At 53.1% G+C, this 12,159-nt stretch carries 11 protein-coding genes; 5 read left to right on the top strand and 6 right to left on the bottom strand.

Translation table 11 applies throughout. From position 1 onward, the window contains the following. Nucleotides 1-284 precede the first annotated feature (284 nt). On the top strand, nt 285-2,591 hold the full coding sequence (locus RUMCAL_RS06310) for a hypothetical protein (protein ID WP_021681837.1): 2,307 nt from the start codon (nt 285-287) through the stop codon (nt 2,589-2,591). A 102-nt stretch (nt 2,592-2,693) separates the two neighbouring features. Here the strand turns inward: RUMCAL_RS06310 and RUMCAL_RS06305 are convergent, their stop codons facing one another. The 5 genes from RUMCAL_RS06305 to RUMCAL_RS06285 form a co-directional block, all read right to left on the bottom strand. Further along, complete coding sequence (locus RUMCAL_RS06305; protein ID WP_021681836.1) at nt 2,694-3,431, bottom strand: N-acetylmuramoyl-L-alanine amidase; 738 nt, start codon at nt 3,429-3,431, stop codon at nt 2,694-2,696. A gap of 105 nt (nt 3,432-3,536) precedes the next feature. Further along, nucleotides 3,537-4,571: a DNA polymerase beta superfamily protein gene (locus tag RUMCAL_RS06300; RefSeq protein ID WP_021681835.1), complete on the bottom strand. Its 1,035-nt coding sequence runs from the start codon at nt 4,569-4,571 to the stop codon at nt 3,537-3,539. Beyond that, nucleotides 4,558-5,919, bottom strand: coding sequence for a CCA tRNA nucleotidyltransferase (locus tag RUMCAL_RS06295; protein WP_021681834.1), 1,362 nt, complete (start codon nt 5,917-5,919; stop codon nt 4,558-4,560). Before RUMCAL_RS06295 ends, RUMCAL_RS06300 begins: the two co-directional genes overlap by 14 nt. Then, a complete protein-coding gene (locus tag RUMCAL_RS06290; protein ID WP_051343702.1) occupies nt 5,916-6,644 on the bottom strand; it encodes an MBL fold metallo-hydrolase in 729 nt (242 codons plus the stop codon). Before RUMCAL_RS06290 ends, RUMCAL_RS06295 begins: the two co-directional genes overlap by 4 nt. 85 nt (nt 6,645-6,729) lie before the next feature. Then, entirely contained in the window at nt 6,730-7,494 is a 765-nt protein-coding gene (locus RUMCAL_RS06285) for a YdcF family protein (RefSeq protein WP_021681832.1), read from the bottom strand. 429 nt (nt 7,495-7,923) lie between these two features. Here RUMCAL_RS06285 and RUMCAL_RS06280 point away from each other — a divergent pair, with 429 nt between their 5' ends. Continuing rightward, nucleotides 7,924-8,868, top strand: coding sequence for a lysylphosphatidylglycerol synthase domain-containing protein (locus RUMCAL_RS06280; RefSeq protein WP_021681831.1), 945 nt, complete (start codon nt 7,924-7,926; stop codon nt 8,866-8,868). A 113-nt stretch (nt 8,869-8,981) separates the two neighbouring features. Here RUMCAL_RS06280 and RUMCAL_RS06275 read toward each other — a convergent pair whose 3' ends face one another. Continuing rightward, nucleotides 8,982-9,272 (bottom strand): hypothetical protein, encoded by a 291-nt coding sequence (locus RUMCAL_RS06275; protein WP_021681830.1) that lies wholly within the window; start codon nt 9,270-9,272, stop codon nt 8,982-8,984. Between the two features lie 249 nt (nt 9,273-9,521). On the opposite strand from RUMCAL_RS06275, the gene RUMCAL_RS06270 reads away from it, so the two are divergent. The 3 genes from RUMCAL_RS06270 to RUMCAL_RS06260 are packed head-to-tail and all read left to right on the top strand — an operon-like array spanning nt 9,522 to nt 12,074. Beyond that, nucleotides 9,522-10,508, top strand: a complete 987-nt coding sequence (locus tag RUMCAL_RS06270) for a metal ABC transporter substrate-binding protein (RefSeq protein WP_021681828.1) — start codon at nt 9,522-9,524, stop codon at nt 10,506-10,508. 16 nt (nt 10,509-10,524) lie between these two features. Beyond that, the gene (locus tag RUMCAL_RS06265; protein WP_021681827.1) at nt 10,525-11,232 is read left to right on the top strand and encodes a metal ABC transporter ATP-binding protein; all 708 of its coding nucleotides are present in this window, start codon (nt 10,525-10,527) and stop codon (nt 11,230-11,232) included. Continuing rightward, nucleotides 11,229-12,074, top strand: a complete 846-nt coding sequence (locus RUMCAL_RS06260) for a metal ABC transporter permease (RefSeq protein WP_021681826.1) — start codon at nt 11,229-11,231, stop codon at nt 12,072-12,074. Before RUMCAL_RS06265 ends, RUMCAL_RS06260 begins: the two co-directional genes overlap by 4 nt. Nucleotides 12,075-12,159: the final 85 nt, after the last annotated feature.

The raw sequence follows: 12,159 nt of genomic DNA, 5'->3' as shown, positions 1-12,159 counted from the left end.
AAAAAAAAAAAAAAAAAACAGTGAATTATTGGTTAAATTACTGTAAATCGCATAAATGCACGTATTATATTGATTATTCTAAGGGAATATGCAGAAAGTTATATCTTAATCAATTTGTGCATGAAGGTAAAGTTATCGGCGGACACAACATATCAAAAAGACCTCACGCCCCGAAAATCCGCGAAAATATCTTATATTTACGATTTTCGCAATGTTTGTTCACATTCATTTTCCTTTTATCATATATAATAAAAACAGATTTTTTTATGAAAGGATTTTGACAGATGTTACTCTACTTTTTACTGCCAATTCTATGCAACGCCCTGCTTCTGGCGGCGTGCAAACTGCCGAAGCTGGCACCGGCTGGCTCTGAATTCTCAAAAACCGCAGTCAGAATGGGAATACTGACTGCCGGAGAAATTCTGGTGCTTCTGCTTCTGCATGCTCTGATCCGCGGGTTCCAGATCACCGGTTCCCACCTGTTTCCGCCGCTGCCGCTGGCGATCACCCTGCTGCTGCTCGGTGCAGGAACTGCCTTTTCCGGAAAGCAGAACACTGCTGTTCTGCGGAAGTATCTGCAAAAAGCCGCCTGCATTGCCGGCTGCGTCTTTCTGCTGGAAGTGCTGGTGTTCCACATCACCAGCTTCACCACCCAGAAAACCAAAGAGGAACTGCCCCTTTCCACCGCAGAAATCAGCGATGAGGAAGCGGCTTCTTTCAACGACAAGGGCGAGATCACCATTACCGGCAACTGCACCCTGACCTTTTCTGATCTGGACTGGGACGAGCTGCACTGTGTCCGGCTGCATGCGGACGGCAAGGACAAGATGTATCAGGTTTCCCTCTCCATGAAAGACAACAACCTGACACAGCGATTCGAAAAGACTGCACAGACACAGGCGACCGGCAGCTATGACACCCTGCAATTTGCCATGCAGCCCTATGAAAAAATTCACGTGCTGCAACTCCAGTTCGAAAACATCGATGCCCCGATCACTCTGCACAGCGGCACCGCCTATGCGGCAATTCCCTTTGCCTTTTCCACAGGGCGGTTCCTGCTGGTGCTGCTGATCGCACTGGGGCTGACTGCCTGCAAGCAGTTCTCCGTCTGGGAGATCCACTATCAGGCAAAAAACTGGAAGCACAATCTGGCGGTGCTGATGACCCTGTTCGGCTGCCTTGCCTGCATCAGTGCTTTCATTGTGCCCGACCAGAAGCCCACTGACATCCATTCCGTGGACATCAGCAACGTCTACGGAAAAACGCTGGAAGCATGGACGGACGGGCATTCCTACATGAATTTCGACGTGACACCGGAACTGGCAGAACTGGAAAATCCCTACGACAATTCCAACCGCGATGGCGTTTCCTATAACTGGGACTATGCCTACTACAACGAACACTATTACTGCTATTTCGGCTGTGCTCCGGTGGTGCTGATCTATCTGCCATTCTATGCCATTACCGGAAAAGTTCCCACTCTGAACTTCGCGTACTGCATCACTGTGGCAGCCATTATCATCGCCATATTCGGACTGATCATGACACTGGTGCGGCGATATGACAAACAGCCGCCGCTGTTGCTGCTGTTGTTCGGACTGGTTTCTGCCGTGGCGGGCTGCGGTGCTTTTGTGGGACTGAACTACAACGACCGGTATTACCTCTGCCTGCTCATGGGTATGTTCGGACTGCTGCTCGCCCTCTGGACGGGATTCGCCGCGGTTTCCGTGAAAAAATCGTGGAAACGCTTTGCCTTGCTGGCAGTCAGCGGCATTGGCGTGGTAATCACGGCGGCTTCCCGTCCCAACCTGCTGGTCTATGTCCTGCTGCTGGTGCCGATTTTCCTGCATCTGCTGTTCCGGAAAGACCTGCGGCTGCAAAACCGGCTCATCAGTGCCGGCTGTTTCCTGCTTCCGACACTGGTTGGTGCGGCAGCGATCATGTGGTACAACCAGATCCGGTTTGACAGCCCGCTGCAATTCGGGGCAATTTACCAGATGACAGTAGACAACACCGCCGCAAACCGCATCAGTCTGGCACGTTTTCCGGCTGCCTTTGCGGCATATTTCCTGCACCCCATGGAACTGATGGACGACTTCCCGTTCCTGAAAGACAACGCAGTGCTTGTTCCCAACCGCATGATGTATCTCTTTGTCGAAAGATCTTTCGGAGCGTTGGCAATGCCGTCGGTACTGCTGGGCGTGCTCAGCATTCCCCTGCTCTGGAAAAAGTGGAAACAGCGGGACGACTGCCGGATCCGCCGTGCTCTGGTGCTGATTACCGTTATCGGAGCCGTTCTGCTGGCGTGGGTGGACTACTGCATGGCAGGCATCACCATTCGCTACCTGCTGGATATTATGGTAGTGCTCAGCGTCATGTCCACCATGCTGCTGCTGCAAGTGCCGGCAGTGTTGAAGCCCTATTCCGCCAATGCTGCACAAATCAGCCAGAAAGTCATCGCACTGGCAATGACCGGAACCGTGCTGGCATACTTCTGTATTCTCATCACCTCCGGCGATGGCGTGGCACTGTATAAGGCACACCCCACGATCTGGAACGTTCTGAAAGATACACTGGTATTCTGGAGATAACCCGCGGAGAAATTTGCAAATACAAAAGCCGTTCTGTACAAGATGCGTACAGAACGGCTTTTTTGTGATGTAACTTATGGCTAACAACACCCTACAGTCCACTCAACCGCGTTCTTCTAGGTACTGGTTCAAACCGGAGAAAATGGTGAACGCCACTTTTTGCTGATACTCCTCCGACTCCAGCAGAGCCGCTTCTTCCGGATTGGACAGGAATCCGCACTCCGCCATAACAGTGGGATTTTCGCTGAAATAGCAGAGATACAGTTCCTTGCCGCACTGCTTGATCTCCCGCGTGTTTTCCGGCTGCAACTGGGTCACAAAAGCATTCTGGAGAGCCTGTGCCAGAGCACCGCTGCCCTTGACATTGTCGGAGTAAAACATCTGGGCTCCGGAATAGGCAGCATCGGTGAACTGGTTCTGGTGCACGGAGATGCACACGGCGTTGTCGTACTGGTTGAACAGTGCCAGCCGGTTATCCATATCCGAACTTTTCTGGTTGGCAATGCCCTCAACGCCGTCATCGTGAATGCTCCGGTCTGTGTCCCGCGTGACCTCCACGGTGTAGCCCTCCATACGCAGGAAATCCCGCAGGCTCAGGAGAATATTCAGGTTGATGCCCTTTTCCGGCACATTATTGACGGAAACGCAGCCGCCGTCTGCACCGCCGTGCCCTGCGTCCAGAACAATCACCGGCGTTTCCTTTTTCGGGGCAGTCATGGTGGTAACAGCTTGCCGGATCCGCATGCCGCCAAAGTAGATTGCAGAAACACTGACAGCACTGACTGCCAGAATGATGCCCGCCCGTTTTCCGATTCCTTTCCAAGTGCATTTGCATTGCATACCGTGTCCTCCCACAAACTTTTTGGTTCATGATATGCGGAATGGGACGGGAAATATGCAAAAGGGACAGACAGGAAACTTTTCAGCAACACTGCAAACCGTTTCTCACTGTTCCTCCAGCACGATCTTTTCATGTATCGCCAGCACCAATTCCCGAATCTTCTTTTCATCAGGTCTTTCCGGCAGGTCGGTATGCTCGGCGGCATATGCCACCCGTGCCTTGTACTGCTCGATGATTTCGAAAAATTCCGCTGTGGGCTGCTGGTTTTCGTCCAGATATTCGCCGTTTCGAATCCGCATCAGGAAATCATGCTCGGCAGCACGATAGGTGATGACCTCTCCTTTTTCCAGAATGTCGATGCACATCAGATACAGCCGGATCAGGTGCATCATATGCTTGCTCAATTTGTTGTGGGTAACGGCATTTTGGTTGCGGTGCCCCTGCCCCACTCTGCTGTAGCTTTTCACAATGTCCGCCATTCTGCCCCACATTTCCTTATAGTCCCGCAGCGGGTAGTGCTTCAGGGAAATATCCATAAAAATTTCCTTCTGCATCTGCGGGTTGACTGCATCGTCTATATAAAGACGAATGGCATCTTCCGGATACTGAAAAAACTGTTCCGGAAAATGCTTTTTCGCATTTCGGATACTGTTCAGAATGTGCATTTCCTGTACAGGCTGTTCGGCGATTCGGGCGGACTTGTTGTCCATGCGGCGAAACTGTGCTGTAGCATAACCGCTGAACGAGTTGACTGCCCGCTGGGACAGAAACAGCTTCCGGTTGTCCAGCAGCAGCTTTCCCGCCTCGGAGAGATACAGGTAGTGCTCCGGCTTCAGCCCCAGAATCTCAATGGTATTGGGATTACACTCTTTCAGCAGGTGTATCAGCTTCGGAAACGCATAGATCGTGGTATCCGTGGCAACATCAGTCACCTGCTCAAAACTTTCGCCGCAAAGGATCTCCGCCTTGCTCAATGCGGCACAGCCCCGAATGTCCAGATCAGAAGTTTCCGTATCTGTGCCGTAGGCGTGAGAACCGCCCAGCCCCAGCAGCATCACACGACTGCCCAGGTGGGGATTGGTCCGCAGGAAATCATACGCTTCTCCGTGCAGTGCTTTTCGAATTTCATGTAGCTGCATCAGGATTCTCCTTTCGCATTTTTCTGGCGTAGGCAAGGCTCTGCCGGAGAGCATTCTCCTTCTCGATACCTGCCAGCCGCAGCTTATGGGCATAGGACAAGATCTCGGAAAACTGAACACCAGGCTGCAAGCCTGCCGCAATCAGGTCCTTGCCCATGACGTATGGTCTTGCCATAATGGCTGTAAACTGTTCGTACCGCTGCATCAGGAACGATTCTGTTTCCCCGCAGGGCGGCAGCTTTCCCAGACCGTCACAGACGCTTAGCTGTATCAGATCAAAGGGTTCCACCGCACGATCCAGCAGTTTATTGGTGGATTTCAAACGCGACCTGGCAGCCGCCATAATGTTGGGCTGCATGTGCAGTTCTGTCATGTTCAGCACATACTGTATCAGCTTTGTTTCCGTGGTGATTCGTTCCAGAAACTGCTGTACCAGCGGCAGTCCGGCGGTTTCGTGCCCGTAGGAGTGGATCACGCCGTCGATTTCCGTGGTGCAGACTGCCTTGCCAAAGTCATGGCACAGAGCCGCCAGCAAAAAGCCCAGCGGATACCGCACCTTGTCCCGCCGCTTTGCCGCCTCGTCCAGCACCAGCATGGTATGTGTCCACGTGTCGCCCTCTTGGTGATGTATCTGGTTCTGTGGCAGCCCGATCAGTGCCTGCACCTCCGGAAACCAGTGTCCCAGCTGCCCCATAGTTCGCAGTTCTCCGAAAAACAGCGAAGGCTTTTCCGCACGGAGCAGTGCCTTTTCCATTTCCAGCATCACGCGCTCTCTCGAAAGGGCAGACAGGTCGATACGCCGGCAGAGTTCCACCGTTTCCGCCGCCACAGAAAACTGAAACCGTGCCGCAAACTGTGCCGCCCGCAGCACCCGCAGCGGATCCTCTGTAAATGTCACGTCGTCCACATGCCGGAGTACGCCGTCCTGCAAGTCCTGCCTGCCGCCGAAATGATCGATGATCTCGCCGGTCAGCACGTTCTGCATCAGGGCATTCATGGTGAAGTCCCGCCGTTTTGCCGCTTCATAGGTGCCCAGAAACGGATCAGAAGTCACGGCAAAGTCACGGTGTCCTACGCCGGTACGCCGTTCGGTACGGGGCAGGGCAATGTCCAACGCGTGTCCTTTCAAGCCGTAAATGCCGAAGCTTTTCCCGATTTTCATACACGCTCCCAGTTCGGAGAGCAGCTGTTCCAGTGCTTCGGCGGGAATGCCGTGCACCTCAATGTCAATGTCCTTGTTTTCCAGTCCGAGAAGCCGGTCACGCACACAGCCGCCGACGAAATACACTGTGCCGCCCTGCTCCGCCGCCTTTTCAGCAATGGCTCTCGCCAGTTCCGCATCTGTCATGACTGCACCGTCCTTTCCAACCGCCGCCGGAACCACGCCAGCAGGTCGGTCTTTGTCATTGCCTTTTGATGTGCCGGCTGTGCCAGTTGAAAGTCCAGCGGCTCCAGTTCCTGTATCAGCTTTCGCAGCTTTTCCGGTCGCTCCACCCAGACATCGCCCACCAGCTCCTGATACACCGCATCCCCCAGAAATACCATTTGTTCTTCTTTCACCCAGACGATCACCGTATCGCGGGCGTGGGCACTGGTGACATGCCGCAGTTCACAGGTGCAGTTTCCCAAGTCCAGCGTCATGCTCTCGGAAAAAACCATAGTGGGCAGTGCCACCCGAATGCTCTCCGGATCGGGAAAGTGCAGCTGGATCCGCGGAGCACACAGCTGAGGGACAATGCCTTTCCGCACATTTTCCGCCAATGCGTCCGGTGTCCACTGCAGGCGGGAAACCATTTCCAGTGACTGTCTTGTCTGCACACAGGCAATGGACGGCATTGGCAGCGATGCCAGCCCGAAGCAGTGATCCCAGTGAGAGTGGGTCAACGCCACAAAATCCGGCTGACAAAAACCAGACTCCTCCACGGCGGCAAGATATGCCTGCACATGTTCCGGAGAATTGCCGGCATCGACCATCAGGGAAAACCGGTCGCCCCGAATATACCCCAGCACGGGGCGGTCTTGTTCCTGCGAAAAATCCAGCTGGTACACCCGCGGTGTCAGTTGCTGTAACATGAGATTCCCTCCATTCCTGTTTGTGCATTGTTGCCTATGTACTAAAACTGAAGGAAACACTGCATAAGGCTTGTGCGGTATTGCCTTAACCATGCCCCAGCACCAGAAGCTGAAACAGTGCCATCCACTCCCGCACCCAGTAGGTAGGCACATACAGAGGGTTCGTCTTGGCACACACGCTTTCCGATTGCAGTCCGGCACGTTTCGCCAGCAGCGATGCCCGATACTGGTGAAAGCCGTCTGTGATGATGACGACCTGTTCCCCAAGCCCCTGCTCCTGCAAAATTGCCGCCGCATGCTCCAGATTTTCCTGCGTATCTTTGGACGTATCCTCCGCAATGATGCGTTCCGCGGCAATGCCGTGCCCGATCAGCCAGTCCCGCATGGCCTGTCCCTCCGGCACGTCTTCTCCGGCTCCCTGTCCGCCGGTGGTAATGCACAGCACGTCGGGGTTCTCCTCCAGATATGCCTGTGCCGCCTCCAGCCGACGTATCAGCATACGGCTGGGACGGGTGCCGCGGACTTTGCAGCCCAGCACCACAACGGTTTCCGGTGCAGTCGGTTTCGTGCAGATCGTCCGCACCATTTGCACAGACATCACGGCGGAAAAGGTCAGCCCTGCCGCCAGCAGAATCCCTACCGCGGACAGCCCGATCTTGCCGCCCAGCGGTTCCCAGCACCGCTGCACGATATGGGCAAATTTCCGCGGAAATATGGTCACGAACAGCAGAAACAGGCACACCAGAATGCCGGCGAGATTGCCCGGATTGCAGATTCGCTTCCAGATCGGAAATACAAAGAAAAACAGCAGCACCAGTTCCGGCAGCAGAAGCAGATAACGCAATTTCATAAGAAACTCCTTTCGGGGAAAAAATAAACTTTCCTTTACACCTTATAGCATAACATAATTGTGAATTTTTGTCAATCTGCCTGTGCTTTCATTTCTACATTTTTCACTCATGAAAATCAATTTTCAAAAATATGTTGATTTAAATTTGCGAAGTTATGTAACTCGACAAGTGGGGCTCCCCTGAAAGGGGAGCTGGCAGTGCGTAGCACTGACTGAGGGGTTTCCACTTATGCCGAAAACGCCATAAAAGGATTTTACGAAAAAACCTCTCCACCGCCTAACGGCGGTCCCCCTCCCCTTTCAGGGGAGGCTATCATGAAAATTGATTTGCGTGTTTTTCACCTGCTCCGGTTTGACAATTTCCGCAAAACATGATACAATAGAAGCTGTTGTTCCTTTCGGAACACTCCATGCAGAAAGGGTTGTTTTATGAAATTCCTGAAAAAATATTATAAGCTGATCGGTACGCTGATCACCGTGGTGGCATTCGTCTTTGTCATCAAGAAGATCGTGACTATGGACGTGGACTGGTCGATGTTCGCTTCCGGCAAACCGCTGGGCATCATTGCCGGCTGTGTGCTGGTACAGACTGCCATTATTTTCTTCATGTCCACCCCGTGGGTGCAGTTTGTGCGAATCCTGTCCGGCAAGAAAATCGCCATGAAAGACGCTCTGCCGGTATACACCAAGTGCAATCTGATGAAATACGTGCCGGGGAATGTGTTCCAGTACGTGGGACGAAACCAGCTTGCCGCAGACCTGCACATCAGCCACGTGGACGTTGCCTGTGCCACCGTTCTGGAAATTCTGTGTTCACTGGTGGCTCCGCTGGTGTGGATCCTGCTGCTCATGGGAAAAGACATGGTGGGACTGATCCGCACCTATGAGAAGAATTTCCTGCTGGTGCTGGGCATCGGTGTTGCCGTACTGGTGCTGGCGTTTTTCCTGCTCCGCTGGAAGTTTCGGGAGCCGCTGCGGCGGTATTTCGAAAAGTACCGCAAACTGCTGAACCGGAAAATTTTGCTGCGGGTCGTTGGCGTTTTCCTGCTCTACGTGCTGCAATACCTGTTCTCCGCCACCATGTATGCCGTGCCGGCGTTCCTGATGTTCGACGTTCCGCGGGCACAGATGGGGCTGTTTCTGGGAACCTACCTGTTCTCGTGGGTCATTGGCTTCATCACCCCCGGTGCTCCGGGCGGCATCGGTGTCCGCGAAGCAGTCATGGTGCTCACATGCAGCACATTTCTGGACACCAACACTATTATGCTCTACGCCGTTACCATGCGAATCATCTCCACATTCGGCGATGTGCTGGCGTTCTTCCTGGGCTGGCTGTTGCATCTCATCTGGAAGCGGCAAAAGGCCACCGCATAACACTACTATTATAATATAACACTTTTCACAGCAAACATACAAAAAAAGCTGTCGGCGGAATCATTTCCCACCGGCAGCTTTTCTCTGTACAGTTCCATCTGTCTTGTCAAAGCTCACTGTGCACTGCTCTGTGTATTCTGCGTATTCTGTGTGTTCGCAGCTTCATTGGCAGTTGCCATGTGCATATTGAAAAATTCCGGATACAGCCGGCGTGAAACCTCAAAGGTATTTTCCGACACCCGCTTTGCCATATACAGGTCCATGTGTACGCCATGGGCATAAATACGATCTACTTCTCCGATCGCATGTGCTCCGGAATCCAGTTCCTTTACATATACAATATCTCCCACCTGTGTATTCGGGGTAACGGCAGAAACCGTATAAGTCATCTTCTCTGTCAGCATCGTGATCTGCTCCTTTCCGTATCCTGTGGGAAGCCGCCGCGAAATGCCAGTCGCACAAAACGCGGGCTGCACTCCCCTATCTTTTTTATTTTACTACATTTCTCTCGTTTCGTCAAGTGTTTCCAGCAGGTTCCTGCAAATTTCTCTGAAAATCCCCTTGACAAACCTTCGTTCCTATGTTATAATGCGAATATGAAAATCATTTTCAATTTCAAATACTGCAATTCCAACGGACGGAAGTGAGAGAATATGAAACGAAAACTGGCTTTTTTGCTGATGCTCTGCTTCGGGTGGAGCTTTTTTTTGAACGGCTGCGGCGGAACGCTGCCGAAAACAGACGACCGGCTGCAAGTTGTCTGCACCATTTTTCCCGAATACGACTGGGCAAGACAGCTGACACAGGGTGTGAACAACGTAGACCTGACACTGCTGGTGAAAAACGGCACAGACCTGCACAGCTATCAGCCCTCTGTACGGGACATTGCCATGATCGCCAGGGCAGATGTGTTCTGCTACGTAGGCGGCATTTCGGATACATGGGTCAACGACGTGTTGGACACCACCGAGAACCGCACCGCACAGCTGGTTTCCATGGCAGAAGCCGCTGACGCTGACGAGGAAGTGCTGGCAGAGGGCATGCAGGCAGAACATGAACACGACCACCACGATGACGAAAGCGATTCCCACGAGGAGCCGCCGGAACTGGACGAACATGTGTGGCTGTCCCTGCGGCGAGCTGCACTGGCATGCACTGCCATGAAAGAGGCGTTGTGCAAAGCAGATCCCGCACATGAGGACATCTACAACCAGAACTGCACCGACTATCTCCAGAAATTACAGGAGCTGGACAGCGACTTTACCGAAATGACTTCGCAGGCGGCACGGGATACCATTGTGGTGGCAGACCGCTTTCCGTTCCGGTATCTGGCAGAAGATTACGGACTGACTTATTACGCCGCATTTCCGGGCTGCTCCGCAGAAACAGAAGCAAGCTTTGAAACCATTGTATTCCTATCGGAAAAGGTAGAATCTCTGCATCTACCCTGTGTGCTGGTCACCGAGGGCAGCAATTCCTCACTGGCGAAAACCATTCTGGAAAATGCCGGCTCAGACGGGAAAATTCTGACGCTGCAATCTCTACAGGCAGTATCGCAAAAGGAGATCGATACCGGCGTTACCTATCTGTCAAAAATGCAGGAAAATTATGATGTGCTGAAACAGGCACTGAACTCTTGAGGGGGCGTGAAAATCTATGGCACAACTCATTGGAAAAGATGTCACATTGGGCTATGAGGGCAATGTGGTCATCGAACACCTGAACTTCTCCGTGCAGACGGGAGATTACCTCTATATTGTAGGGGAAAACGGCTCCGGCAAAAGTACGCTGATGAAAGCGATTCTGGGGCTGAAATCCCCTATGGCGGGAACCATTACCACCGGCGACGGATTACAGCCGGACGAGATCGGCTATCTGCCCCAGCAGACGGCAGTACAGCGGGACTTTCCCGCATCGGTGCTGGAAATCGTCCGTTCCGGCTGCCTGAATCACAGCGGCTTCCGTCCGTTTTATACCAAGCAGGAAAAACAGCTGGCACTGGACAACATGGAACGGCTGGGCATCACGCATCTGGCAAAGCGGTGCTATCGGGAACTTTCCGGCGGCCAGCAGCAGCGGGTGCTTCTGGCACGGGCTCTGGGGGCAACTCAGAAAATGCTGGTACTGGACGAACCTGTCACGGGGCTGGATCCCAAGGCACAGCTGGAACTGTATGAGCTGATCGCCCAGCTGAACCGGAAAGACGGCATCACCATTCTCATGGTTTCCCACGACATGGAAGCCGCTGTAAAATACGCCTCCCACGTGCTGCACATCAGCAAAACGCCCCTGTTTTTCGGCACCAAAGAGGACTATCTCCGCAGCAAGATCGGACAGACATACACAGGAGGGACAGAAGCATGAGTATCTGGGAACAGCTGACAGGGTATCTGTCATTTTCATTTGTCCGGTACGCCCTGATCGCAGGGGTACTGATCGCTCTGTGTTCCTCCCTGCTGGGAGTTACGCTGGTGCTGAAACGGTTTTCCGTCATCGGGGACGGACTTTCTCACGTGGCATTCGGGGCACTTGCCATTGCCACGGTGCTGCGGCTCAGCAACAACATGCTGCTGGTAATGCCGGTCACAGTGGTCTGTGCAGTGATCTTGCTCTGTGCCAACCAGAATGCCAAGATCAAAGGCGATGCTGCCATTGCCATGCTGTCTGTCAGTGCGTTGGCAATCGGCTATCTGATACAGAACTTGTTCTCCTCCTCCGCCAACATCTCCGGCGATGTGTGCAGCACGCTGTTTGGCTCCACGCTGATCCTGACGCTTTCGAAAAGCGATGTCTGGCTCTGCGTGGGCATGTCTGTGGTCGTCATGGCGATTTTCCTGTTGTTCTACCACAAGATTTTCGCCGTCACCTTTGACGAAACCTTTGCCGCAGCCACGGGGATCCGTGCCGGCATGTACAACCTGCTGATCGCAGTAGTCACGGCAGTCATCATTGTCCTTGCCATGAATCTGGTAGGTTCTCTGCTGACTTCCGCACTGATCGTTTTTCCGGCACTGTCCGCCATGCGGCTGTTCCGGAGTTTTCGCGGCGTGATTTTCTGTGCAGCGGTGATCTCCGTCGTCTGTGCTGTAGTGGGACTGCTGATCTCGATACTGGCTTCCACGCCGGTGGGGGCAACCATTGTCATTGCCGATCTGGTAGCATTTCTGGGCTGCTGCGGCACAGGGGCAGTGCTCCGGAGAAAATAAAAGAAACAGCCATAAAACAAAAGCGGCTTACTGAAAAAGTAAGCCGCTTTTTTGTTTAGGCAATACCGCACAAAGATTGTGCGAC

The sequence above is a fragment of the Ruminococcus callidus ATCC 27760 genome (genome assembly GCF_000468015.1).
Lineage (GTDB): Bacteria > Bacillota > Clostridia > Oscillospirales > Ruminococcaceae > Ruminococcus_C > Ruminococcus_C callidus.
This window is presented reverse-complemented; position numbering and strand designations above follow the sequence as displayed.

Excerpts from the sequence above, each read along its gene's own strand:
- RUMCAL_RS06290 (WP_051343702.1), bottom strand. The coding sequence starts at position 6,644 with ATGTTACAGCAACTGACACCGCGGGTGTACCAGCTGGATTTTTCGCAG.
- RUMCAL_RS06285 (WP_021681832.1), bottom strand. The coding sequence starts at position 7,494 with ATGAAATTGCGTTATCTGCTTCTGCTGCCGGAACTGGTGCTGCTGTTT.
- RUMCAL_RS06275 (WP_021681830.1), bottom strand. The coding sequence starts at position 9,272 with ATGCTGACAGAGAAGATGACTTATACGGTTTCTGCCGTTACCCCGAAT.
- RUMCAL_RS06265 (WP_021681827.1), top strand. The coding sequence starts at position 10,525 with ATGGCACAACTCATTGGAAAAGATGTCACATTGGGCTATGAGGGCAAT.
- RUMCAL_RS06305 (WP_021681836.1), bottom strand. The coding sequence starts at position 3,431 with ATGCAATGCAAATGCACTTGGAAAGGAATCGGAAAACGGGCGGGCATC.
- RUMCAL_RS06260 (WP_021681826.1), top strand. The coding sequence starts at position 11,229 with ATGAGTATCTGGGAACAGCTGACAGGGTATCTGTCATTTTCATTTGTC.
- RUMCAL_RS06295 (WP_021681834.1), bottom strand. The coding sequence starts at position 5,919 with ATGACAGATGCGGAACTGGCGAGAGCCATTGCTGAAAAGGCGGCGGAG.
- RUMCAL_RS06270 (WP_021681828.1), top strand. The coding sequence starts at position 9,522 with ATGAAACGAAAACTGGCTTTTTTGCTGATGCTCTGCTTCGGGTGGAGC.
- RUMCAL_RS06280 (WP_021681831.1), top strand. The coding sequence starts at position 7,924 with ATGAAATTCCTGAAAAAATATTATAAGCTGATCGGTACGCTGATCACC.
- RUMCAL_RS06310 (WP_021681837.1), top strand. The coding sequence starts at position 285 with ATGTTACTCTACTTTTTACTGCCAATTCTATGCAACGCCCTGCTTCTG.
- RUMCAL_RS06300 (WP_021681835.1), bottom strand. The coding sequence starts at position 4,571 with ATGCAGCTACATGAAATTCGAAAAGCACTGCACGGAGAAGCGTATGAT.